Source organism: Stenotrophomonas sp. KH_052, from assembly GCF_057838755.1.
On record NZ_CM174475.1, the window covers coordinates 1784588 to 1808281 of the forward strand.

Sequence of the window (23694 nt, forward strand, 5' to 3'; positions counted from 1 at the left end):
AGAGCGCCGCCGCCAACATCAATCAGCCCAGTGGACGCGCAGGCGCGCGCCTTCCAGGTTGATCGCATTGAGGATCGGGTACTGCTGGGCATCGTTGCTGTCCAGCGCCTGGCGCAGCACCTGCAGCTTCTGCTTGCCGCGCAGCAGCAGCAGGCGCTGGCGGCACTGGCGCAGGCCATGCGGGGTCAGGGTGATGCGCAGCGGCCACTGGTTGGCACCCGGGCAGCCGGTGGCGTCCAGCGCGGCATAGGGCAGGGTGCTTTCCAGTGCACGGGCCAGGTCCTTCGAGCCGGGGAACAGCGAGGCGGTGTGGCCGTCGTTGCCCATGCCCAGCGCCACCAGGCTCGGCGGCTGGCTGTGCTGCGCCTGCAGGTTGGCGGTGTACACGCATTCCGGAAGCGGCTTGCCGATCCGCACCAGCGGATCGAAATGCGCACCTTCGGCGCGCTTGAGCAGATTCTCGCGCACCAGCCAGGCATTGCTGTCGCGATCCTGCGGCGACAGCCAGCGCTCATCGGCCAGGCTCACTTCCACCCGGTCCCAGTGCACGTCCAGCTCGGCCAGTGCCTGGTATACCGGTGCCGGCGTGGTGCCGCCAGACAACAGGATGCGGGCGCGGCCCACTTCGTTGATGTCGTGGTTGAGGGTCTGCGCCATCTCGGCGGCCACCGCCTCGATCCAGCCATCGGCATCGCCGTGCTGGATGAACTCGATGCGGTCGTCGTGGAAGGTGGTGGGGCTCATGCGGCAACTCCAGGTGCGTCACGTTCGGCGTCGGCGGCATAGGCGGCGGCGCCCAGCAGTCCGGCGTGGGGGTGCATCACGGCCAACGAGGGAACCCGCGCCATGATCGAGGAGAAGCGGCCCTTGTGTTCGAAGCGCTGGCGGAAACCGGAGTGCTGCAGCGAATCGAGCATCTTCGGGGTCAGCCCGCCGGTCAGGAACACGCCGTCCCACGCGCCCTGGGTCAGCACCAGGTCGCCGGCGATGGCGCCGAACACCGCGCAGAACACGTCCACGGTGCGCATCGCCTGCGGATCGCCGTGCAGGGCACGCGCGGTCACGTCCACCGGCTGCAGCTGGCCCGGATCGATGCCGGCCATCTCGCACACGGCACGATGGATGTTGACCAGGCCAGGGCCACAGATCAGGCGCTCGTTGGAGACGCGGCCGAACTGTTCGGACAGGATCTCCAGGATGCGGATTTCCTCCGGGGTTCCCGGCGGGAAGCTGACATGGCCACCCTCGGTCTCCAACGGATAGCAGCGGCCATGGCGCAGGATCAGGCCGCCGACACCGAGCCCGGTACCCGGCCCGATCACCGCGTAGTTGCGCGGCTGACCGGGCTTGCCCGGCACCCATGCAGCGCCGCCGACCTGGACCACGTCATCGGGCTGCAGCAGTGAAATCGCCATCGCCTGCGCGGCGAAGTCGTTGATCAGGTGCAGTTCGTCGAAACCGAGCATGGCCGCGGTGCGGCTGCGCGAGATCACCCACGGATGGTTGGTGATGCGTGCTTCGTCACCGTCGACGCGACCAGCGACCGCGAACACGCCGCGGCTGGCGGTAGCGCCGATCTGTTCCAGATGGTGGCGCGCGGCATCACCCAGCGACGGGAACTCCGCCACCGCGTACTCACGGATGCTGTCCTGCTGCAGCGGTGCATCGAGCGAGGTGTCGGCCAGGGCGAAGCGGGCGTTGGTGCCACCGATGTCGGCGACCAGCACCGGCTGCGAGCTGGCACTCATGCCGACGCCTCGCTGTCCGGCGCATCCACGCCCTGCGGCAGGAAGCCGGTCGCGTTGTCCGGGCCCCACTGGCCGGCGGGGTAGGGTTCCAGCGGCAGCTTTGCTTCCTTCCAGGCATCGGCCACGCTGTCGATCCACGCCCAGGCCGCGCGCACTTCGTCGTCGCGCACGAACAGCGTGTGGTTGCCGTTGAAGGCGTCCAGGAACAGGCGCTCGTAGGCGATGCGGCGATGCAGGCCGGTCGGCACCGACAGTTCCAGTTCCAGCGGGTGAAGTTCCAGCGCGCCCCATTCGGGGCCGGCCAGGCTGCTCATCAGGCCCAGTTCGATGTTTTCCTGCGGCTGCAGCTGGAACACCAGGCGGTTCGGTGCGGCCTGCGCACGCTGCGGGCGCTCGAACAGCCAGTGGGTGACCGGCTTCAGCGTGACCACCACGCGGGTGGTGCGCTCGGGCAGGCGCTTGCCGGTGACCAGGTGGAACGGCACGCCGCTCCAGCGCCAGTTGTCGATATGTGCGGTGACACCGGCGAAGGTCTCCACGTCGCTGCCTTCCGGCGGCTGGTAGGCCTGTGCCGGCTGGCCATTGATGGTGCCGGCGGTGTAGCGGCCGCGGATGCTGTCACGTGCGGCATGCTTCGCATCGAGCGGGCGCAGGGCGCGCAGCACCTTGACCTTCTCATCGCGGATGCGGTCGGCTTCCAGCGAGGCCGGCGGTTCCATCGCCACCATGCACAGCAGCTGCAGGATGTGGCTCTGCACCATGTCGCGCAGCGCACCGGAGCGCGCGTAGTAGGCGTCACGGCCGTCCACGCCTTCGCTCTCGGCCACCAGGATGTGGACCGACTCGATGTAGTTTCGGTTCCACACCGCTTCCAGCAGCGTGTTGCCGAAGCGCAGCGCGATCAGGTTCTGCACCGCCGCCTTGCCCAGGTAGTGGTCGAGGCGGAACACACGATCCTCGTCGATCCACTGGCCGATGGTGCTGATGATTTCCTCGGCGCTTTCGCTGTCGCTGCCGATCGGCTTCTCAAGCATCAGCCGTGCCGGCGCGGCAAGGGCGCCGCCCTTGGCCAGGCCTTCGCAGGTGGAGATGTACAGGCCTGGCGGGATGGCCAGGTAGCTGACGCACTTGCGGTCCACCAGGTCGGAGACCGCGGCGGCGACCGAGTCGACGTCGCGCAGGTCGACCGAACGGTAGTCGATGCGGCGCAGCAGCGCGGCGATGTCGTCCTGGCTGGCCATCGGCATGGCCTGCTGCAGGCGCGGCCGCAGGATGTCATGGAAGGCTTCGGTGTCATGCCCGGACAACGCCAGTGCGCGGATGCGGAAGTCCTCCGGCAGCAGGCCGTCGCCAAGCAGGCGAAGCAGCGAAGGGAACAGATAGCGCTGGGCCAGATCACCTGTGGCACCGAACAGGAAGAGGGTGTCGTGCATCGCTCGAGTTTCAGATCCGGGTGACATCGTTGTCAATCGCTTCATGGCTGGGTTCGGGGGACATCCGCGCAACTGCCTGTCCGAGGTTCGTCCGGGGCGTTCTCCGGAGCTCCGGAAGACCGTTCCATTCGAAACCACTGCTTCGGCAGAACCTTCGTTCAACCGCCGACGCAGATCGGTGCGCACCGATCATCGGATAGTGCCACGTGAAAACGTTTACATGGCAGAATGGGCAACTGTATTCGATTGCAGTGCTCGCCGTCATGCGGCAGGCGCGCAATCATCACTGCCATCGGGAGGGCCGAGGCAGTCCCAAAAGACAGCCCGGCTTCGGGCGGACCGGATAGGTGATATGGCAAAAGTGCAGTTGCAGGGTGTGCGCAAGGTCTACGACAACGGCCAGGTCGCGGTGAAGGACGCCACCTTCGAGGTCGCCGATGGCGAACTGATGGTGCTGGTCGGTCCCTCCGGCTGCGGCAAGTCGACCCTGTTGCGGATGGTTGCCGGCCTGGAAGAGATCAGTGGCGGCACGCTCACCATCGGCGACCGTGTGGTCAATGATGTGGCGCCGAAGGACCGCGACATCGCCATGGTGTTCCAGAGCTACGCGCTGTACCCGCACATGACCGTGGCCGAGAACCTGGCCTTCGGCCTGAAGCTGCGTGGCCATGACAAAGCCACGATCGACAAGCGCATCAGCGAGGCGGCGCAGACGCTGGGCCTGACCGAGATGATGGACAAGCTGCCCAAGGCGATGTCCGGTGGCCAGCGCCAGCGTGTCGCGCTGGGCCGTGCGCTGGTGCGCGAGCCGGCGGTATTCCTGCTTGACGAGCCGCTGTCCAACCTCGATGCCAAGCTGCGCCACAGTGTGCGTACCGAGATCGCGCAGCTGCACCGCAAGCTGGGCACCACCATGATCTACGTGACGCATGATCAGGTCGAAGCGATGACCCTGGGCCAGCGCATCGTGGTGCTGAAGGACGGAATCATCCAGCAGATCGATACACCGATGGCGCTGTATGACCGCCCGGCCAACCTGTTCGTGGCCGGTTTCCTCGGCAGCCCGGCGATGAATGTGCTGCGTGGCACCCTTGAGGGCGATGCCGGCGGGGTGACCGTGGTCGATGGCGAATGGCGTGCTCCGCTGGGCCAGGCCACGATCGATCCGGTCTGGCTGCAGAAGCCGATCGCGGTGGGTGTGCGTCCGGAACACCTGCAGCCGGCCAGTGCCGATGATGCGCATGCATTCACCGCGCGTATCGAGGGCATCGAACCGGTCGGCAACGAGATCTTCGTCAACCTGAGCAGTGGCCAGCACGCGCTGACCATGCGCGTGGCGCCGCAGTCGCTGCCGGCGGTGGGCGAGCAGATCCGCGTGGCGATCCACCCGCAGGGCCTGCACTTCTTCAACCCGGAATCCGGCGAGCGGCTGTAACGGGTAGTGCCGGCCGCTGGCCGGCAACTTCAACCATGCATGGTTGCCGGCCAGCGGCCGGCACTACCATTCCTTCATCCACCGGGTTCAGCGCGCCAATCCATCCAGCAACGGCATGCGCTGCGCGATCGCATCACCCACCTGCAGATCAGCGTCGCTGGCCTCCAGCGGCAGCACCGCCAGCGCCAGATCGCCGGCCACGCTGGCAATGGTGCCCAGCGCCGTACCGTCCTGCTGCACGCCATCACCGGCCTGCGCCGGTGCTGCGGTATGCAGCAGCTGCACCGCGCGCTTGGCCTTGCCGAGGAAGTGGGTGCGGGCGACGATTTCCTGGCCCGGGTAGCAGCCTTTCTTCACGCTGTAGCCATTCAGGCGGTCCAGGCCCAGCTGCTGCGGGGTCCACACTTCGCGCTGGCTTTCTTCCAGCCGCGGCAGGCCATGGCGCAGGTCGGCCTGGCGCCAGGCAAGCGCGAAAGTGGCCTCATCGGCCTCGCTGCCGGCGGCGAAGGCCTCGGTGGCGCCGATGCGCAGGGTGCGCGGCAGCGCGTCGCTGCCCAGGTCCAGCTCCCAGCCGTCACCTGTGGTCTGCGCAATGGCGGCGCCGCTGGCGGCCTCGGGCGCAGTGAACGCACCGGCCACGGCCAGATCGCTGCGCACCAGTACCTTCACCTTGCGGCGGAACACGAAGCGCTGCAGTTGCGACGCAATCGCATCGGCATCACCGTCGGCCAGCACCAGCATCACATGGTCTTCGGCCAGCCGAAGCAGCTGGAACACCGTCAGGGTGCGGCCCTTGGCGCTCAGCCAGGCGCTCCACTGCCAGTGCAGCAGGGGCAGGGCAGTGACATCGCCACTGAACTGGGCATGGGCGAATACGGCCGCATCCGGGCCCTGCAGGCTCAGCAACTGGTGGCCGGGCAGGCGCGGATATCCGACGAAAGCAGGGGGCAGGTTGTCAGGCACGTGAACGAGGTCTAAAATTTGTGCGTTGCGAGACCAACAATGATAGGCCAAACAACCCCCACTCCCGACGACGAATCTGAAGCCCCGCTGGTCCCCGCGGCACCCGTGCCCGTGGAACAGGAAAAAGCAGAGGAATTCGGCGGCCGCGGCGGACTTGATCCGGTGCGGTATGGCGATTGGGAGAAAAACGGACGCTGCATCGATTTCTGATCAGCATTGAGCCAACGCGGCCGTGTGCCGCCCAGCCGAGACAACGAGCCCAGCGAATGGCGACCAGACAACGCCCACTTTCCCCGCACCTTCAGGTGTATCGCTGGCAGATTCAGATGGCCACCTCGATCCTGCATCGAGCCACTGGCGTCTTTCTGTCTGTTGGTGCCCTCATCATCGCCGCCGGCCTGCTGGCCCTGATGATGGGGCCCGATTCCTGGAACTGCTTCACCGGCCATGCCGGGGCCTGGTATGGCCGCGTGTTCCTGTTCGCGTGGACATGGTCGTTCGCCTATCACCTGTGCAATGGCATCCGCCATGTGGTGCAGGACTTCGCCATCGGCTTCAGCATCCCCGCCTTCATCCGCAGCAGCTGGCTGTCGGTCATCGGCAGCCTGGTGATCACCCTGCTGGTGTGGGCCTATGTGATGTTCGGAGGTGCCGCGTGAGCAAGTTCCGTACTCCGCTGAAGGGTGTGCGCGGCCTTGGTTCGGCCAAGACCGGCACCGAGCACTTCGTGCACCAGCGCCTGACCGCCGCCGCCCTGGTGGCGCTGGGCATCTGGTTCCTGGTCTTCGTGCTGGGCCTGCTGGGCTCGGACTACGCGACCGCCGCCGCCGCCGTGGCCAAGCCGTGGAACGCAGTGCCGCTGATCGGCCTGCTGATCGCCATGTTCTGGCACGCGCAGCTCGGCATGCAGGTCGTGCTGGAAGACTACATCCACGAATCGCTGCTGGCCCTGGTGCTGCAGACCGCGGTGAAGTTCGTCGCCGTGCTCGGCATGATCGTCAGTGTGTTTGCGGTGGGCCGCATCGCCCTCGGCGTTGCCTGAGCCCAGGCACCTACACAGGAATCCAGATTAGATGTCCGCTTACAAGATCACCGAACACAAGTACGACATGGTCGTGGTGGGCGCCGGCGGCGCCGGCCTGCGCGCCACGTTCGGCCTGGCCGCCAAGGGCCTGCAGACCGTGTGCCTGACCAAGGTCTTCCCGACCCGTTCGCACACCGTTGCCGCCCAGGGCGGTATCTCGGCCGCACTCGCCAACATGGGCGAGGACGACTGGCGTTACCACTTCTTCGACACCATCAAGGGCTCGGACTGGCTGGGCGACCAGGACGCCATCGAGTACATGTGCCGTGAGGCCATCCCGGCCATCATCGAACTCGAACACTACGGCGTGCCGTTCTCGCGTACGGCCGAAGGCAAGATCTACCAGCGTCCGTTCGGTGGCATGACCACCAAGTACGGCGAAGGCCCGGCGGCGCAGCGTACCTGCGCGGCGGCCGACCGTACCGGCCACGCGATGCTGCACACCCTGTACCAGCAGTCGCTGAAGCACGACGCGCGCTTCATGATCGAGTACTTCGCGCTCGACCTGATCTTCGATGACGAAGGTGCCTGCCGCGGCGTGCTGGCCCTGGACATGTCCGACGGTACCCTGCACCTGTTCCGCGCCCAGGGCGTGGTGCTGGCCACCGGCGGCTACGGCCGTGCCTACTTCAGCGCCACCTCGGCGCACACCTGCACCGGCGACGGTGGTGGCCTGGCCATGCGTGCCGGCATCGCCATGCAGGACATGGAGTTCGTGCAGTTCCACCCGACCGGCATCTATGGCGCCGGCTGCCTGATCACCGAGGGTGTCCGCGGTGAAGGTGGCATCCTGCGCAACAGCAGTGGCGAGCGCTTCATGGAGCGTTACGCACCGCACTACAAGGATCTGGCCTCGCGCGACGTGGTCAGTCGTTCGATGACCATCGAGATCCGCGAAGGCCGCGGCGTTGGCGAGCACAAGGACCACATCCTGCTCGACCTGACCCACCTCGGCCCGGGCGTGATCGACGAGAAGCTGCCGGGCATCGCCGAGAGCGCCCGCATCTTCGCCGGCGTCGACGTGCACAAGCAGCCGATCCCGGTGATCCCGACCGTGCACTACAACATGGGCGGTATTCCGACCAATTACCACGGCGAAGTGGTGCGCAAGGATGGCGACAACCCCGATGCGGTGATCCCTGGCCTGTACGCGATCGGCGAAGCCGCCTGCGTGTCGGTGCATGGTGCCAACCGCCTGGGCTCGAACTCGCTGCTGGATCTGGTGGTGTTCGGTCGTGCGGTGGCCAACCGCTGCGCCGAGACCATCAAGCCGGGCGCGTCGCACAAGCCGCTGGCGTCTGATGCCTGCGACAAGGCACTGGGCCTGCTGGACAAGCTGCGCCACGCCAACGGCGATACCCCGACCTCGGTCATCCGCGATCGCATGCAGCGCACCATGCAGGCCGACGCGGCCGTCTTCCGCACCAGCCAGACGCTGAAGGAAGGCTGCGAGAAGATGGACAAGATCTTCGACTCGTTCCAGGACGTGAAGGTCTCCGACCGTTCGCTGGTATGGAACTCGGACCTGATCGAGACCTACGAGCTGAACAACCTGCTGCTGAACGCGGTGGCGACGATCAACTCGGCCGAACAGCGCAAGGAAAGCCGCGGCGCGCATGCGCACGAGGACTTCCCGGACCGCGACGACGTCAACTGGCAGAAGCACACCCTGGTCAGCGTCGACGAGAAGGGCAAGTGCAGCTTCGACTACCGTCCGGTGCACATGTACACGTTGACCGACGACGTGTCCGTGGTGCCGCCGAAGCCGCGCGTGTACTGATCCGACCCCGCCTACCGTGCAATCCGCGCCCACGGGCGCGGGCCGCCTGAGCCAACGAGAGCAGCCATGGCCGAGTTTTCACTCCCCAAGAATTCCAAGATCACGAAGGGCAAGCACTTCCCCGTCAAGAACGGCGGCAAGAACGTGCGCACCTTCAAGATCTACCGCTGGAGTCCGGACGACGACAGCAACCCGCGCACCGACACCTATGAAGTCGATCTGGACGCCTGTGGCCCGATGGTCCTGGACGCCCTGATCAAGATCAAGAACGAGATCGACCCGACCCTGACCTTCCGTCGCTCCTGCCGCGAAGGTATCTGTGGTTCGTGCGCGATGAACATTGACGGCACCAACACCCTGGCCTGCACCCGAGCCATCTCGGACTGCGGCAAGAAGGAAGTGCCGATCTACCCGCTGCCGCACATGAACGTGGTCAAGGATCTGGTTCCGGACCTGACCCACTTCTACGCGCAGTACGCGTCGATCAAGCCGTGGATCCGCACCCAGACCCCGGCACCGCCGGACCGTGAGCGCCTGCAGTCGCCGGAAGACCGCAAGAAGCTGGACGGCCTGTACGAGTGCATCCTGTGCGCCTGCTGCTCGACCAGCTGCCCGAGCTACTGGTGGAACGGCGAGCGTTACCTGGGCCCGGCGATCCTGCTGCAGGCCTACCGCTGGATCATCGACTCGCGCGATGAGGACACCGGTGCGCGCCTGGACGATCTGGAAGATCCGTTCAAGCTGTACCGCTGCCACACCATCATGAACTGCGCCCGGACCTGCCCGAAGGGCCTGAACCCGGCGCTGGCGATCGCCGAGATCAAGAAGCTGATGATGGAACGCCGCGCCTGATCGGGCCTGGCTGTACCTGGTAGAGCCACGCCATGCGTGGCTGTGCCACCCCAGTAGAGCCACGCCATGCGTGGCTTTGCTGTATCTGGAGAAACACGATGGATGAAGAAACCCTGCTGAAGAAGCTGCGCTGGCGCTGCCGCCGCGGCATGCGCGAGCTGGACCAGCTGTTCGGTCGCTATCTGGACCACGAATGGAGCACTGCGCCGACCGAAGAGCGCGAGGTTTTCCTGTTCCTGCTCGACTGCGAGGACGATAAATTGTGGCGCTGGTTCATGGGCTATGAGGCCTGCCCGCATGCGCACGCGATCCCCCTCATGCAGAAGATCCTCGCCCTCAAGCCTTGAGTGGCGCCCCTCGCGGCTGCAGGCCGCCGCCCAGTTGGCGGTGCTGCTGGCCGCGCCCTGGCTGCTGCGCGCGACGGAGTTGCCGCCGCGCCTGCTGATGCCGGCCGTGCTGCTGGCCTGGGCCATGGGACTGGCGGAGCTGGCCTGGCGCTTTCGCCGGCCACGCGTTGCCCTGTGCCTGCCAGCGCCGCCCGACCCGATGCAGGTTGCCGGTCAGGACATCGAAAGCCCGCAGCTGGTCGTGCGTGGGCCTTGGCTGCTGTTGCTGTGGCGTGAGGATCGGCGCCGCCGGCGCCTGTTGTTCTGGCCCGATGTGCTCGATCCCGGGCAGCGACGTGAACTGCGACTGGCCGTGGCCGCACGTGCCGTTTCCCGTAGGCCCCGTACGATGGCACCATAAGCTGAATTGACTGGCGTGCCTGCATGTTCAAACCCCTTCCCGTGGCGATCGGCCTGCGCTACCTGCGCGCCAAGCGCCGCAACGGCTTCATCTCCTTCATCTCGATGGCATCGATCCTGGGCATCGCGCTCGGCGTCACCGTGCTGATCACCACCCTGGCGGTGATGAGCGGTTTCCAGAAGGAAATCCGCAGTCGCCTGCTGCAGATGACCGCGCACACCACCATCAGCCGCGACGGCGAGCCGATGCCGGACTGGATGCGCGTGGTCGACGTGGCCCGCAAGGACCCGCGCGTGGCCGGTGCCGCGCCTTACATCGAGATCCAGTCGATGATCAGCGGCCCGCGCGTGCAGGGCGCGATCATCCAGGGCATCGACCCGGCGCTTGAGCCGAAGGTGTCGGTGATCGACAAGAAGGTCACCAAGGGCAGCTACGACAGCCTCAAGCCAGGCAGCTTCAACCTGCTGCTGGGCAAGGAACTGGCGATCTGGCTGGGCGTGGATGTCGGCGATCAGGTGCTGGTGACCTTCGCCGAAGTGCAGGGCACGCCTGCCGGTGCGGTGCCACGGATGAAGCGCTTTACCGTGAGCGGCCTCTTCGAGGCCGGCTACAACGAGGTCGACCGAGGTGTCGGCTTCGCCAACATGAAGGACCTGGAGCGCGTGCTGCGTTCCGATGGTGCTACCGGCGTGCGGCTGAAACTGCACGACATGGACCGCTCGCTGGAAGTGGGCGTGGACCTGGCGCAGAACCTCGGTGGTGCGTACCGGGTGAGTGACTGGACCCAGCAGAACGCCAACCTCTACCACTCGCTGCGCATGGAGAAGGTGGTGATGGGCATCCTGCTGTCGTTGATCATCGCCATGGGCGCGTTCAACCTGGTGTCCTCGCAGGTGATGCTGGTCACCGACAAGCAGGCCGACATCGCCATCCTGCGCACGCTAGGCCTGACCCCGGGCGGGGTGATGCAGGTGTTCATGGTGCAGGGTTCGCTGATCGGCATCTTCGGCACGCTGGCCGGCTTGATCGGCGGCATCACCCTGACCCTCAATCTGGAACGCATCCTCGGCGCCATCGAGAGCGTGTTCAACGTCAAGCTGATGCCGGAGGATGTCTACTACATCACCGGCCTGCCGACCGACATGCAGACCGGCGACGTGGTGGCGATCACCGTGGTCGCGCTGCTGATGAGTTTCCTGGCCACCCTGTATCCCGCCTGGCGGGCAGCACGCACCCAGCCGGCGGAGGCCCTGCGTTATGAATAAGGTCTTCAACCGCGGCGATGAAGTGATCCGCGCCGAGGCACTGGGCAAAACCTATGCCGAGGGACGCATGCAGACCCCGGTGTTCGATGGTCTGGGCCTGACCGTGACCGCAGGCGAGACGGTGGCGATCATCGGCGCCTCCGGCGCCGGCAAGAGCACGCTGCTGCACCTGCTGGGCGGGCTGGATACTCCGACCGCCGGTGAGGTGTACGTGACCGGCCAGCGCATGTCGGCGCTGTCTGATACCGCGCGCGGCCTGCTGCGTAACCAGGCGCTGGGCTTCGTGTACCAGTTCCACCACCTGCTGCCGGAATTCACCGCGTTGGAAAACGTGATGATGCCGGTGCTGCTGGCCGGCACCGCGGTGGCCGAAGCGAGCAGTCGTGCAACGACCCTGCTGGAGGCGGTCGGCCTTGGCCATCGTCTGGACCACAAGCCGGGCGAACTGTCCGGTGGTGAGCGCCAGCGTGCGGCCGTGGCGCGTGCGCTGGTCAACCATCCGGCCTGCGTGCTCGGCGATGAGCCGACCGGCAACCTCGATGACCGTACTGCGGCCACCGTGTTCGAGCTGATGCTGGAGCTCAACCGGGCACGGCATACCAGCCTGGTGCTGGTGACCCACGACCGCAGCCTGGCGCGGCGCCTGGACCGTGTGCTGGAGCTGCGCGAAGGGCGCCTGCATGCACTGGCCCACGCCGACGTCTGAGGCGCTGGGCACGCTTTGGTAGAAGCCGACCTTGGTCGGCTGCTCTTGCAGGGCAAGCGCCAACCAAGGTTGGCGACTACCGTGGTCCGGCCAGCAGCCGCCGACCGGCTGCTGAATGGGGCTCCGGCTGTCGCGCCGGCGTTGTCTGCGCAGGCGCATGATGGCGACAGTTCCCCGAGGAGATCGCCATGAAGACCCCGATCCTGATGGCCGGACTCTGCCTGGCGCTGGCCGCCTGCGCGACCACCGGCCGGCTCAGCTCTGCCGAGAAACTTGACCTGTACCGTGCCCATGCCGGCGCGCCGCAGAACGACATGCAGTTCTTCGGCAGCCTCAATGGCTGGACCGAGCTGGGCGACAGCGCGCTGGCAGTGTGGACCCGTCCCAGCGAAGCCTACCTGCTGGAATTGAGAGGTCCCTGCCAGGACCTGCCGTATGCCACCGCCATCGGCCTGACCAGCCAGATGAACCGTGTTTCGGCGCGTTTTGACAAAGTGCTGGTGCGCGACCCGACCGGCGGCCCGCGCATGCCGTGCTTCATCGACAGCATCCGCAAACTGGACGTGAAGGCGCTGCGTGCCTCCGAACAGGAGCTGCGCCAGGCGCAGGTGCAGGAGCGCGAGGAAAGCACGAAATAGCGTGATAGTGCCGGCCGCTGGCCGGCATCGCGCGGATGCCAGGTTGCCGGCCAGCGGCCGGCACTACCTGTGTGTCAGGCTTCCGGGGTGAAGCCGGCCGGCTTTTCCGCGTCCTTCTCGAACAGGAACTTGACCAGCTCGCCTTCAAGGAACGCGCGATGCTCCGGCGTGCGTGGCGACAGGCGGTTTTCGTTGATCAGCATGGTCTGGTGCGCCAGCCATGCCGCCCAGGCCTGCTTGCCGATGTTGTTGAAGATGCGCTGGCCCAGCTCGCCGGGGTAGGGCACGAAGTCCAGGCCCTCGGCATCGCGTTGTTCGTACTGGCAGAAGACGGTTCGGGGCATGGCACTCACTCGTGGTTGCGGGGCTTTGTGGATTTTCGTTTCGGTGCCTTGATCACGGCGCCGTCGAGTAGTTTGCGGATCGGTGCCGGCAGGCCCAGCGCGGGCAGTTCGTCGGCGGCCACCCAGCGTAGTGTGGGTTCTTCGACGCGCAGGCCGTGCACTTGCCGCGACAGTACCTGCAGATGCAGCTTGTAGTGACTGAAAGTGTGCTGCAGCACTGGCAGCTCTTCGGCCTCTTCCAGCGAGCCGTCGACGTGCAGGTCGAACCAGTCCTGCAGCACGCTGCCGGCCTCGGCCTGTGGCAGCGTCCACAGCTGCGCCCAGATGCCGGTATCCGGCCGCTTCTGCAGCAGCACGCGCTGCTGGGCGTCGCGCAGCAGCAGCGCAACGGCCTCGCGCTCGGGCAGGGTCTTGCTGGGCTTGGGGGTCGGCAGTTCGGCGCTGCGGCCTTCGCGCCGTGCCACGCAGTCATCCTGCAGCGGGCAGATCACGCAGGCCGGTTTGGCGCGGCTGCACACCGTCGCGCCCAGATCCATCTGCGCCTGGGTGTAGTCGGCCATGCGCCCGGCCGGCACCTGCGCCACGTGCGTCTCGGCGATCGCCCACAACCGCTTCTCGATCGCGGGCAGGCCGGGGAAACCCTCGATGCCGTGGTAGCGGCTGAGCACGCGCTTGACGTTGCCATCGAGGATCGCGAACGGGTCATTCCAGGCCTGGCTGAGGATCGCGCCGGCGGTGCTGCGGCCGATGCCGGGCAGGGCATGCAATGCATCGAAGTCGCGCGGCAGGTCGCCGTCGTGCAGTTCCACGCACCGTTTGGCTGCGGCATGCAGGTTGCGTGCGCGGGCGTAGTAGCCGAGCCCGGCCCACTGCGCCATCACCGCGTCGTTGCTGGCGGCGGCAAGGTCGGGCAGGGTCGGGAAGTGCTGCAGGAACCGCTGGAAATACGGGATGACCGTACTCACCTGGGTCTGCTGCAGCATGATTTCCGACAGCCAGACCCGGTAGGGACTGCGCGGGTGCTGCCAGGGCAGGTCGTGGCGGCCGTGGTCGTCGAACCAATGCAGCAGGTGGGCGACGAAGCCGTCTTCCTGGGCAGTGTTGGCGCTGGCGTGCGGCTGGCGGGGCATCGGTGTTCCGGAGGTTGGCAGCCACCCATGGGGTGGCTCTACCGGTTTCAGTAGAGCCACGCGACGCGTGGCTGCACGGTGTATCAGGCGCCCAGCGCCTCAGGCAGCAGGGCGTCGACGAAGGCTTCCGGATCGAACACGCGCAGGTCTTCCGGGCGCTCGCCGATGCCGGCGAAACGGATCGGAATGCCGAACTCGCGGGCTAGCGCGAACACCACGCCGCCCTTGGCGGTGCCGTCCAGCTTGGTCACCACCAGGCCGGTCACGTTCACGGCGGCGTTGAACTGGCGCAGCTGCGACAGCGCGTTCTGGCCAGTGGTGCCGTCGATCACCATCAGCACTTCGTGCGGTGCAGTGGGGTCGATCTTGCCGAGCACGCGGCGGATCTTGCCCAGCTCGTTCATCAGGCCGGACTGGGTATGCAGGCGGCCGGCGGTATCGGCGATCAGTACCGAGGTGCCGCGAGCCTTGCCGGCCTGCAGCGCGTCGAATGCCACTGAAGCGGCATCAGCGTTCTGACCCTGCGCGACCACGGCCACGCCGTTGCGCTCGCCCCAGGCCTGCAGCTGGGCCACGGCAGCGGCGCGGAAGGTGTCACCGGCGGCCAGCATCAGGCTGTGGCCTTCGTCCTTGAAGCGCTTGGCCAGCTTGCCGATGGTGGTGGTCTTGCCGACGCCGTTGACGCCGACGGTCAGCACCACGAAGGGCTTGGCGGTGCGGTCGATCACCAGCGGCTTGGCCACCGGCTGCAGGATCGCGATCAGTTCGGCACGCAGCGCGGCAAGCAAAGCGTTGGCATCGACGAATTCACGCGCCTTCATGCGCTTGCGCAGGCCCTCCACCAGGTCGGTGGTGGCACCAACGCCGACATCGGCAGTGATCAGTGCGGTTTCCAGCTCGTCCAGCAGGTCGTCGTCGAGCTTGGGATTGCGCGAGAACAGGCCGCCGAAGCTGCGCGCGATGACGCTGTTGCGCAGGCGCTCCCGCCAGCCGGGCTTGCCAGCCGTAGCCGGCACGGCGTCGACAGAGGCGGCGGCAGGCAGGTCGTCGGTGACCGGTGCCGGGGTGGGCTCAGGCAGCGGTGAGGGTACCGGTTCGATGGCCGGGGTCGCGACGGGGGCGACGTCGATCTGCGTAATCGGGCTCGGAGCGGTGGGAGCCGGGACTGCCGGGACCACCGGCGCTGTAGCCACCGGGGAGGGCTCGATCGTTACCGGTGCGACCGCTGCCGGGGGCGGCTCGACGGGGGCGGGTGCGGTTGGCGCAGCTACCGGCGCCGGTTCCTTGTCCTCGGCGGGCGCGGCCGACGGGAACGCCGCCGCCAGCTCTTCAGCCGAGTAGTGCTGGGTCTTGGGAGCCTCCGTTGCGGGGGCATCCTGGGGCTTCTTGCGGCGGAAAAAACTGAGCATTGGCAAAAGGCGCTGAAATCAGAGGGATATGCTACCACTCGGGCCTGTCGGGCCGATGTGGACTCAAGGTCGCGGCCCGTCGGCCGTTAACCGGTCCGGAGGGCTGCGCAGGGCGGCCCGGAGACCGCCATGAACAACGTGATGGGAATCGCCCTCAGCGGGATGCGCGTGGCCCAGCAGGGCGTGCAGGTAGCCGCGCACAACGTGGCCAACCTGGCGACCCCGGATGCCCAGCGCCTGCAGCTGCAGCGCGGTGCTGCGGAGCAGGGCGGGGTGCAGGCCGCGGTGGTCCCTGCCGACGCCGATCCTGGTGCGCCATTGGGGGATCTTCTGGCGGCAAAGGCCGAGGTGGTGGCCTTCGCTGCCAATGCCGCGGTGATCCGCCGCCAGGACCAGATGCTGGGCTCGCTGCTGGATCGGGACGCCTGAGCAACACCGCTTTGGCAGGTGCCAACCGCCGCCCCTGGTGGGTGCCAACCTTGGTCGGCACGCTTCGACCCAGCCTGGTAGGTGCCAACCTTGGTCGGCACGCTCGACCCGCCCTGGTAGGTGCCAACCTTGGTTGGCACGCTTCGACCCAGCCTGGTAGGTGCCAACCTTGGTCGGCACGCTCGACCCGCCCTGGTAGGTGCCAACCTTGGTTGGCACGCTTTTGGGGCGCCAACCAAGGTTGGCCTCTACCAGGGCAGCAGTGCCAACCAAGGTTGGCATCTACCAGAGCAGCGCCGGGCCATGCCCGGCAACCACCGCTTCGATCAGGCCGACAATTCCAGCAGCAGCTTGTTCAGGCGTGCCACGTAGGCACCCGGGTCCTTCAGGCTGTCGCCGGCGGCCAGCGCGGCCTGGTCGAACAGCACCCGGCCCAGGTCGTCGAAACGTGCGCCATCGGCTTCCGCATCCAGCTTCGCGATCAACGGGTGGCCCGGATTGATCTCCAGCACCGGCTTGCTGTCCGGCACCTTTTGCCCGCTGGCTTCCAGGATCTGGCGCATCTGCAGGCCCAGGTCCTGCTCGCCGATGGCCAGCACCGCCGGCGAATCGGTCAGGCGGTGCGAGACGCGCACTTCGGCCACGTCATCGCCCAGCACGCTCTTCAAGCGCTCGACCAGGCCCTGCTTGTCCTTGGCTGCCGCTTCCTGCTCCTGTTTGTCGGCTTCGCTTTCCAGCGCACCCAGGTCGAGGTCACCACGCGCGATATCGACGAAGCCCTTGCCATCGAAATCGGTCAGGTAGCCCATCAGCCACTCGTCGATGCGGTCGGTCAGCAGCAGCACTTCCACGCCCTTCTTGCGGAACACTTCCAGGTGCGGGCTGTTGCGTACCTGGCTGTAGCTCTCGCCGGTCAGGTAGTAGATCTTGTCCTGGCCTTCGGCCATGCGGCCGATGTAGTCGGCCAGCGACACGCTCTGTGCATCGCCGTCGCCACGGGTGGAGGCAAAGCGCAGCAGGCCAGCGACCTTCTCGCGGTTGTTGTAGTCCTCGGCCGGACCTTCCTTCAGCACCTGGCCGAACTCCTTCCAGAACGTGGCGTACTGCTCAGGCTTGTCGTTGGCCAGTTTCTCCAGCATGTCCAGCGAGCGCTTGGTCAGCGCGGCCTTCATCGAATCGATGACCGGGCCGGACTGCAGGATCTCGCGCGAAACGTTCAGCGACAGATCATTGGAATCAACCACGCCCTTGATGAAGCGCAGGTACAGCGGCAGGAACTGCTCGGCCTGGTCCATCACGAACACGCGCTGCACATACAGCTTCAGGCCCTTGGGCGCGTCGCGGTGGTACAGGTCGAAGGGCGCGCGACCGGGCACGTACAGCAGCGAGGTGTACTCGAGCTTGCCTTCGACCTTGTTGTGGCTCCACGCCAGCGGGTCGCTGTGGTCGTGCGCCACGTGCTTGTAGAACTCTGTGTACTCGGCGTCGCTGATTTCAGTACGCGGACGGGTCCACAGCGCGCTGGCGCGGTTGACGGTCTCCCACTCGACGGCCGCGCCTTCTTCGGCGTCTTCCTTCGGCATCTGGATCGGCAGGCCGATATGGTCCGAGTACTTCTTGAGGATGCTGCGCAGGCGCCAACCGTCGGCGAAGTCATGCTCGCCATCCTTCAGGTGCAGCATGATCTGGGTGCCGCGCTCGGCCTTGTCGACGGTGGCGACGTCGAAATCGCCTTCGCCACGCGAGGTCCAGCGCACACCTTCGCCTGCAGCCAGGCCGGCACGGCGCGAGGTGACTTCCACTTTGTCGGCGACGATGAAAGCGCTGTAGAAGCCGACGCCGAACTGGCCGATCAGCTGCGAATCCTTCTTCTGGTCGCCGGACAGCTGGCGCAGGAAGTCGCCGGTGCCGGACTTTGCAATCGTGCCCAGGTGGGCAATCGCTTCGGCGCGGCTCATGCCGATGCCGTTGTCTTCGATGGTGATGGTGTGGGCGGCGGGGTCGAAGCTGACGCGCACGCGCAGTTCGCTGTCGCCTTCCAGCAGGGCGGGCTGGGTCAGGGCCTCGAAGCGCAGCTTGTCGGCGGCATCGGCGGCGTTGGAGACCAGCTCGCGCAGGAAGATCTCCTTGTTGGAGTACAGCGAGTGGATCATCAGCTGCAGCAGCTGCTTGACTTCGGTCTGGAAGCCAAGGGTTTCGGTCTGGGTGGTCTCGGTCATCGATAAGGCTCCGTGTGCAATGCCGCGCCAGCGCGTGCGGCCTCGCCAAGGGGTATGGCTGATTGTCCCGAAATCAAGGGGTTGGTCGGCCGGGCTGCGCCCGGCACCCGCTCAGTGCAACTGCAACTGCCAGAGCCAGAGCCAGAGCGGCATTCCGTGGGATGGCGGGGCACTGTGGGTTCGCGGGGACGGCGCAAGTACGTCCATGTAGCCTTGGTCGCCGCATCCATGCGGCTCACACCCCGCGAACCCACAGTGCCCCGCCTCTGACAGGTTCACGCGGCTGTTGGTAGGTGTCGACCTTGGTCGACACATCTGTCAGATATCGATACATCCAATGGGGTCAGATCCGTTTTTCGCAGGAAAACGGATCTGACTCCAAGAGAGTTCCGACAGATCGCAGAAAACTGTCGAAGGCGGGGTGGGTCCGGTTGAGGGGGCGTGAGCCGCATGGATGCGGCGACCGAGCTTACATGGACGTACTTGCAGCGTCCCCCTCGACCGGACCCACCCCGCCATCCCAAGGAATGCCCGCTGTTGCTGTTGCTTCGGCCGTTGCTGTGGCTTCTGCGGGTGCCGGGCGCCGCCCGGCCGAACTACAATCCCGCTCATGCTGAAATTCTCGAATACCTCCCGCCGGGGGCGCCGATGAGCGGCCGTGGCGGCAATGACGGCCAGGTCCGCATCATCGGTGGTCGCTGGCGCAATACCCGCCTGCCGGTGCCGACCCTGCCGGGCCTGCGGCCCAGCAGCGACCGCGTGCGCGAGACCCTTTTCAACTGGTTGATGCCCAGGTTGGGCGGTGCGCGGGTGCTCGATCTGTTCGCCGGCAGTGGTGCGCTGGGCCTGGAGGCGGTCTCGCGCGGTGCCGCCCACGCCACTATGGTCGAGCGCGACGCGCAGCTGGGACGCAATCTGACCACCGCCGTGGCCAAGCTGCAGGCCACCGACCAGATCACGGTCGTGCAGTCCGACGCCGTGCGCTGGCTGCAGGGTGCGCACGCGCAGCAGGCCGACCTGGTCTTCATCGACCCGCCGTTCGCCGACGGCCTGTGGCAGGACGTGCTGGCCCAGCTGCCGCGGCACCTGGCCGCCGATGCCTGGCTGTACCTGGAGTCGCCGGCCGGCCACGTGCCGGTGCTGCCGCCGGAATGGCTGCTGCACCGCGAGGGCAGTACCCGCGAGGTGCGCTTTGCCCTGTACCGCCGCGCCACTGCTACACTTTGACCTCATCTGAACATCTGCAACCGCCCATGACCGTGGCCAACCGCCGCATCGCCGTCTATCCCGGCACGTTCGACCCCATCACCAATGGTCATATCGACCTGGTGAGCCGGGCCGCGCCGCTGTTTGAAAAGGTCGTGGTCGGTGTGGCGCAGAGCCCGTCCAAGGGCCCGGCGCTGCCGCTGGAGCAGCGCGTGCAGCTGGCGCGTGGCGCATTGGGCCACCACAGCAATGTCGAGGTGATCGGTTTCGATACGCTGCTGGCGCATTTCGTACGTTCGGTGCAGGGGGGGGTCCTGCTGCGCGGCCTGCGCGCGGTGTCCGACTTCGAGTACGAATTCCAGATGGCCAGCATGAACCGCCATCTGATTCCCGAAGTCGAGACCCTGTTCCTGACCCCGGCCGAGCAGCACAGCTTCATTTCGTCATCGCTGGTCCGCGAGATCGCGCGCCTGGGCGGCGACGTGTCCGGTTTCGTGCCGGCCGCGGTGCTGGAAGCCCTGCGCAAGGTCCGCGAGGCGAAGTCGGCGCAGTCGTAAGCCCCGCGGTACCCGCACCCCCTTTACGTACAACACCACGCACCATTCCGGGAGGAAACCCATGAACACCACCATGCGCGCGATGCTGATCGCTTCGTTGGCCCTGGCCTTCACCGCCTGCAAGAAGGAAGAGGCCGCTCCGGTCGACGAGGCCAAGCAGGCCTTGGTCGCTCCGTCCAAGGACGACGATGCAGGCTGGAAGAAGTACCTGCAGGAAGTGGCGATCCAGAACATGGGCAACATCACCAACAGCCCGTTCCTGTACTACCTCTCGCCGGAATCGGACCCGGACTTCCAGGCCAAGTACGAGCGCCAGACCGAGAGCGCGACCCAGGCCGTGGCCCGTGGCGTGCAGCCGGGCAACATGCTGGCCTTCGGTTCGTCGGCCTCGGGCAAGATGGCTGACATGATCCAGGCCGTGTTCAAGGACGTGTCGCCGGATTCGATGAAGGGCGTGCGCGTCGTCTTCATCGGCCAGTCGGCCGACAACGCCCGTGTGCAGGCTGCGATCCAGCCGACCGGTGCCGAGTACATTTTCGTCGAAGCCAAGTAATACCGAGCCATGGCGGCCATGCTCCGGCATGGCCCGGGCGGCGTCCTGCAAGGGCGCCGCTGATGACCTGACCGGCCCGCGCGCCCGCGTTGGCCGGTCCTTTGTCCCAGGGCGCGGGCGAGGAGTATCGCCGTGTCGCTGAAAATCAACGAGCTCTGCGTCAACTGCGACGTATGCGAGCCGGCCTGCCCGAACCAGGCCATTGCGATGGGTGAAACCATCTACGTGATCGACCCTGCGCGCTGCACCGAATGCGTGGGTCATTTCGACGAGCCACAGTGCGTGGTCGTCTGCCCGGTCGAATGCATCGACCCGGACCCGGAGATCGTGGAAACGGAAGACCAGCTGCTGGCCAAGCTGCGCCAGCTGCAGCACGATCACCCTGAACTCTATGCGGAGCCCCCATCCGAATGAAGACGCTGATCGTCCGCCCCCTGTTGCTGCTCGGCCTGCTGCTGAGCCCGATGGCTTGGGCCGACAGCCCGGTCCGTGCCGAGCGCCCCGATGGTGCCGCTATCGCCAGTGGCCACCGGCTGGCCACCCAGGCCGGCATCGACATCCTGGCGCAGGGCGGCAACGCCTTCGACGCTGCAGTGGCGGTGTCGTCCACGCTGGCGGTGGTCGAGCCGATCAGCTCGGGCCTGGGCGGCGGCGGTTTCTTCCTGCTGCATGATGCGGCCACCGGCAAGGACGTGATGCTGGACGCGCGCGAGACCGCGCCGGCCGCTGCGACTCCGCAGGCCTACCTGGACAAAAAGGGCGACCTCGACCGTGACCGCTCGGTCAACGGGCCGTGGTCGGCCGGCATTCCCGGCCTGCCTGCGGCGCTGGTCGAGCTGTCGGCCAAGCACGGCAAGCTGCCGTTGTCGGCTTCGCTGCAACCGGCGATCCGCATCGCGCGCGACGGTTTCCCGGTGTACGACCGCATGGCCAAGGGCTATGCCTCGCGCCGTGAAGTGATGGAGCGCTACCCGGGGACGCGCGAAGTCTACCTGCGCAACGGCAAGCCGATCGCCACCGGCGACCTGTTCCAGCAGCCGGAACTGGCGCAGACCCTGGAACGCCTCGCCGCTGACGGCTTCGATGGTTTCTACAAGGGCCAGACCGGCAAGCTGCTGCTGGCCGGCGTGAAGCAGGCCGGTGGCAAATGGACCGCCGAGGAGCTGTCGGGCTACCGCGTGAAGCTGCGCGAGCCGATCGTCTTCAACTACCGCGACTGGAAGATCACCACGGCGTCGCCGCCGTCTTCCGGTGGCATCGCGCTGGCCAGCATGCTGCAGATCCTGGAAGGCTGGGACATCAGGAAAATGGACCCGGCGCACCGCACCCATCTGGTGGTGGAATCGATGCGCCGCGCCTACCGTGACCGCACCTTCTTCCTCGGAGATCCGGACTTCGTGCAGATCCCGCAGAAGGTGCTGGTCAGCAAGGATTACGCGCAGGGCCTGCGCGCCACCATCCATCCTGAGAAGGCCACGCCCAGCGACCTGCTGTCGGGCAACCCGACCCCGCTGGAGGACGACGAGACCACCCATTTCTCGATCATCGACCGCGACGGCAACCGCGTCGGTGCCACCCAGACCGTCAACCTGCTGTATGGCTCGGGCCTGATTCCGAAGGGCACCGGCGTGCTGCTGAACAACGAGATGGACGACTTCGCACTGAAGCCGGGTACGCCCAACGCGTTCGGCGTGATGGGCTATGAGGCCAATGCGCCGAAGCCGGGCAAGCGCATGCTCAGCTCGATGACGCCGACCTTCATGGAGAACGCCGACAAGGTGGTGGTACTGGGCACGCCGGGTGGCAGCCGCATCATCACCATGGTGCTGCTGGGCATCCTTGGCTACGACGCGGGCCTGGACGCGCAGCAGGTCGCTGCGCTGCCGCGCTACCACCACCAGTGGCTGCCGGACCTGATCGAAGCCGAGAACGATGCGTTCGACGCCGACACGGTAAAGCAGCTGCAGGCGATGGGCCACAAGATCGACCTGCCGGGCAATGTCGCCGCCGGTGGCCGTGGCTCCAGCCACGTCTGGGGCAACCTGCAGACCGTGGAATGGGACTGCAAGGCGAACAAACTGTTCGGTGGCAGCGACCCGCGTAACCCGGTGGGCAGTGCCCAGGTTGTACCGGCACGCTGATGCTCCGGTAGCGCCGGGCCATGCCCGGCGGACGGAGAGCCTGAAGACCCCACCTTTACCGGCGGGGTTTTCCGTTTCCAATCTAGCGATTATTTAACGAGCCGGCGCCGATAATTGGCGCATGAAACTCTGGTCGATTCGTGGAAACTCGCAGCGCCTCGATGGCGGTGCGATGTTTGGTAACGCGCCGCGCGCGTTGTGGGAAAAATGGGCGGCACCGGACGAGCTCAATCGCATCGAGCTGGCCTGCCGTGCGCTGCTTGCCAGCCCGCTGGAAGGCAAGACGGTGCTGTTTGAAACCGGTATTGGTGCCTTCTTCGATCCACGCATGCGCGAACGCTACGGCGTGCAGGAAAGCCAGCACGTGCTGATCGATTCGCTGCGCGAAGCGGGGTTCGAGCACGAGGATATCGACGTGGTGGTGCTCAGCCACCTGCACTTCGATCACGCCGGTGGCCTGCTCGCGGCCTGGAGCGAAGGGCGTGAGCCGGAGCTGCTGTTCCCCAACGCGACCTACGTGGTCGGTGCGCAGCACTGGCAGCGTGCGCTGCAGCCGCACCCGCGCGACCGCGCCAGCTTCATTCCGGAACTGCCGGGCCTGCTGCAGGCCAGTGGCCGCCTGGAAGTGGTGGACGGCGAATATTCGAAGGCGCTGGGGCGCACCGTGCGTTTCAGTTACAGCGACGGCCACACGCCGGGGCTGATGCTGGCCGAAATTGTCGGCCACGCGCGCGCCGATGAATCACCGAAGGGCGGCGTGGTGTTCTGCGCCGATCTGATTCCGGGCCGCTCGTGGGTGCACGTGCCGATCACCATGGGCTACGACCGCAACGCCGAGCTGCTGATCGACGAGAAACGGCAGTTCCTCGAAGACAAGCTGGCGCGCAACGTGCATCTGTTCTTCACCCACGACCCGCAGGTGGCGCTGGCGCAGCTGGGCCGCGATGACAAGGGCCGTTTCGTGACCCTGCACGAGCAGGGCGAGCTGAAGGCGCGCGCCCTGGGGTAAGGGTAGAGCCGAGCCTACGCTCGGCTGCTCCCCTGAACGGTCATGC

At 66.5% G+C, this 23694-nt stretch carries 26 protein-coding genes; 18 read left to right on the plus strand and 8 right to left on the minus strand.

Features of this window, described 5'->3' with window-relative positions; all coding sequences use genetic code 11:
- Positions 1 to 18: 18 nt before the first annotated feature.
- Genes pgl through zwf form a run of 3 tightly spaced genes read right to left on the minus strand, consistent with a single transcriptional unit; the run spans position 19 to position 3181 of the window.
- Entirely contained in the window at positions 19 to 744 is a 726-nt protein-coding gene (pgl, locus tag AC3ITW_RS08270; protein ID WP_012510707.1) for a 6-phosphogluconolactonase, read from the minus strand.
- On the minus strand, positions 741 to 1748 hold the full coding sequence (glk, locus tag AC3ITW_RS08275; RefSeq protein ID WP_004153139.1) for a glucokinase: 1008 nt from the start codon (positions 1746 to 1748) through the stop codon (positions 741 to 743). The genes pgl and glk overlap by 4 nt, the downstream gene beginning before the upstream one ends.
- Complete coding sequence (gene zwf / locus AC3ITW_RS08280) at positions 1745 to 3181, minus strand: glucose-6-phosphate dehydrogenase (RefSeq protein WP_100434437.1); 1437 nt, start codon at positions 3179 to 3181, stop codon at positions 1745 to 1747. The genes glk and zwf overlap by 4 nt, the downstream gene beginning before the upstream one ends.
- A gap of 352 nt (positions 3182 to 3533) precedes the next feature.
- Between zwf and AC3ITW_RS08285 the strand changes: the two genes are divergently transcribed.
- Positions 3534 to 4616 carry an ABC transporter ATP-binding protein gene (locus AC3ITW_RS08285; protein ID WP_100434438.1) on the plus strand — a complete coding sequence of 361 codons (1083 nt, stop codon included), beginning with the start codon at positions 3534 to 3536 and terminating at the stop codon, positions 4614 to 4616.
- An 87-nt stretch (positions 4617 to 4703) separates the two neighbouring features.
- Here the strand turns inward: AC3ITW_RS08285 and ygfZ are convergent, their stop codons facing one another.
- Positions 4704 to 5579, minus strand: a complete 876-nt coding sequence (gene ygfZ / locus AC3ITW_RS08290) for a CAF17-like 4Fe-4S cluster assembly/insertion protein YgfZ (protein WP_100434439.1) — start codon at positions 5577 to 5579, stop codon at positions 4704 to 4706.
- Positions 5580 to 5618: 39 nt separating this feature from the next.
- On the opposite strand from ygfZ, the gene AC3ITW_RS08295 reads away from it, so the two are divergent.
- From AC3ITW_RS08295 to AC3ITW_RS08340, 10 genes are all read left to right on the plus strand, one after another.
- Positions 5619 to 5789 (plus strand): DUF1674 domain-containing protein, encoded by a 171-nt coding sequence (locus tag AC3ITW_RS08295; RefSeq protein WP_005409075.1) that lies wholly within the window; start codon positions 5619 to 5621, stop codon positions 5787 to 5789.
- 56 nt (positions 5790 to 5845) lie between these two features.
- Positions 5846 to 6238 (plus strand): succinate dehydrogenase, cytochrome b556 subunit, encoded by a 393-nt coding sequence (sdhC, locus tag AC3ITW_RS08300; protein WP_004153151.1) that lies wholly within the window; start codon positions 5846 to 5848, stop codon positions 6236 to 6238.
- Positions 6235 to 6621, plus strand: coding sequence for a succinate dehydrogenase, hydrophobic membrane anchor protein (sdhD, locus tag AC3ITW_RS08305; protein WP_004153152.1), 387 nt, complete (start codon positions 6235 to 6237; stop codon positions 6619 to 6621). Before sdhC ends, sdhD begins: the two co-directional genes overlap by 4 nt.
- Before the next feature lie 31 nt (positions 6622 to 6652).
- Complete coding sequence (gene sdhA / locus AC3ITW_RS08310) at positions 6653 to 8443, plus strand: succinate dehydrogenase flavoprotein subunit (RefSeq protein WP_004153153.1); 1791 nt, start codon at positions 6653 to 6655, stop codon at positions 8441 to 8443.
- Positions 8444 to 8509: 66 nt separating this feature from the next.
- Positions 8510 to 9295 (plus strand): succinate dehydrogenase iron-sulfur subunit, encoded by a 786-nt coding sequence (locus tag AC3ITW_RS08315; protein WP_005409079.1) that lies wholly within the window; start codon positions 8510 to 8512, stop codon positions 9293 to 9295.
- A gap of 98 nt (positions 9296 to 9393) precedes the next feature.
- Positions 9394 to 9642, plus strand: a complete 249-nt coding sequence (locus AC3ITW_RS08320) for an FAD assembly factor SdhE (RefSeq protein ID WP_065722897.1) — start codon at positions 9394 to 9396, stop codon at positions 9640 to 9642.
- A complete protein-coding gene (locus AC3ITW_RS08325; protein ID WP_004153156.1) occupies positions 9593 to 10042 on the plus strand; it encodes a hypothetical protein in 450 nt (149 codons plus the stop codon). The genes AC3ITW_RS08320 and AC3ITW_RS08325 overlap by 50 nt, the downstream gene beginning before the upstream one ends.
- Before the next feature lie 23 nt (positions 10043 to 10065).
- On the plus strand, positions 10066 to 11307 hold the full coding sequence (locus AC3ITW_RS08330) for a lipoprotein-releasing ABC transporter permease subunit (RefSeq protein ID WP_004153157.1): 1242 nt from the start codon (positions 10066 to 10068) through the stop codon (positions 11305 to 11307).
- Positions 11300 to 12013 (plus strand): lipoprotein-releasing ABC transporter ATP-binding protein LolD, encoded by a 714-nt coding sequence (gene lolD / locus AC3ITW_RS08335; protein ID WP_004153158.1) that lies wholly within the window; start codon positions 11300 to 11302, stop codon positions 12011 to 12013. Before AC3ITW_RS08330 ends, lolD begins: the two co-directional genes overlap by 8 nt.
- A gap of 188 nt (positions 12014 to 12201) precedes the next feature.
- Positions 12202 to 12651, plus strand: coding sequence for a DUF6491 family protein (locus AC3ITW_RS08340; RefSeq protein WP_032128869.1), 450 nt, complete (start codon positions 12202 to 12204; stop codon positions 12649 to 12651).
- 74 nt (positions 12652 to 12725) lie between these two features.
- Here the strand turns inward: AC3ITW_RS08340 and AC3ITW_RS08345 are convergent, their stop codons facing one another.
- From AC3ITW_RS08345 to ftsY, 3 genes are all read right to left on the minus strand, one after another.
- Entirely contained in the window at positions 12726 to 12995 is a 270-nt protein-coding gene (locus AC3ITW_RS08345; protein WP_014036808.1) for an oxidative damage protection protein, read from the minus strand.
- Positions 12996 to 13000: 5 nt separating this feature from the next.
- Positions 13001 to 14125, minus strand: a complete 1125-nt coding sequence (mutY, locus tag AC3ITW_RS08350) for an A/G-specific adenine glycosylase (RefSeq protein WP_489390226.1) — start codon at positions 14123 to 14125, stop codon at positions 13001 to 13003.
- A gap of 83 nt (positions 14126 to 14208) precedes the next feature.
- A complete protein-coding gene (ftsY, locus tag AC3ITW_RS08355; protein WP_489390227.1) occupies positions 14209 to 15534 on the minus strand; it encodes a signal recognition particle-docking protein FtsY in 1326 nt (441 codons plus the stop codon).
- Between the two features lie 129 nt (positions 15535 to 15663).
- Between ftsY and AC3ITW_RS08360 the strand changes: the two genes are divergently transcribed.
- Entirely contained in the window at positions 15664 to 15963 is a 300-nt protein-coding gene (locus AC3ITW_RS08360; protein WP_004153163.1) for a hypothetical protein, read from the plus strand.
- A 326-nt stretch (positions 15964 to 16289) separates the two neighbouring features.
- Here the strand turns inward: AC3ITW_RS08360 and htpG are convergent, their stop codons facing one another.
- On the minus strand, positions 16290 to 18182 hold the full coding sequence (gene htpG / locus AC3ITW_RS08365) for a molecular chaperone HtpG (protein WP_012510716.1): 1893 nt from the start codon (positions 18180 to 18182) through the stop codon (positions 16290 to 16292).
- A 648-nt stretch (positions 18183 to 18830) separates the two neighbouring features.
- Between htpG and rsmD the strand changes: the two genes are divergently transcribed.
- From rsmD to AC3ITW_RS08395, 6 genes are all read left to right on the plus strand, one after another.
- On the plus strand, positions 18831 to 19409 hold the full coding sequence (gene rsmD / locus AC3ITW_RS08370) for a 16S rRNA (guanine(966)-N(2))-methyltransferase RsmD (RefSeq protein WP_489390228.1): 579 nt from the start codon (positions 18831 to 18833) through the stop codon (positions 19407 to 19409).
- Positions 19410 to 19435: 26 nt separating this feature from the next.
- Positions 19436 to 19945 carry a pantetheine-phosphate adenylyltransferase gene (coaD, locus tag AC3ITW_RS08375; RefSeq protein ID WP_008267036.1) on the plus strand — a complete coding sequence of 170 codons (510 nt, stop codon included), beginning with the start codon at positions 19436 to 19438 and terminating at the stop codon, positions 19943 to 19945.
- Positions 19946 to 20006: 61 nt separating this feature from the next.
- Positions 20007 to 20498: a hypothetical protein gene (locus tag AC3ITW_RS08380; RefSeq protein WP_004153167.1), complete on the plus strand. Its 492-nt coding sequence runs from the start codon at positions 20007 to 20009 to the stop codon at positions 20496 to 20498.
- Between the two features lie 132 nt (positions 20499 to 20630).
- A complete protein-coding gene (locus AC3ITW_RS08385; RefSeq protein ID WP_004153175.1) occupies positions 20631 to 20912 on the plus strand; it encodes a YfhL family 4Fe-4S dicluster ferredoxin in 282 nt (93 codons plus the stop codon).
- On the plus strand, positions 20909 to 22639 hold the full coding sequence (gene ggt / locus AC3ITW_RS08390; RefSeq protein ID WP_489390229.1) for a gamma-glutamyltransferase: 1731 nt from the start codon (positions 20909 to 20911) through the stop codon (positions 22637 to 22639). Before AC3ITW_RS08385 ends, ggt begins: the two co-directional genes overlap by 4 nt.
- A 121-nt stretch (positions 22640 to 22760) precedes the next feature.
- Entirely contained in the window at positions 22761 to 23648 is an 888-nt protein-coding gene (locus AC3ITW_RS08395; protein ID WP_004153182.1) for an MBL fold metallo-hydrolase, read from the plus strand.
- Positions 23649 to 23694 lie beyond the last annotated feature (46 nt).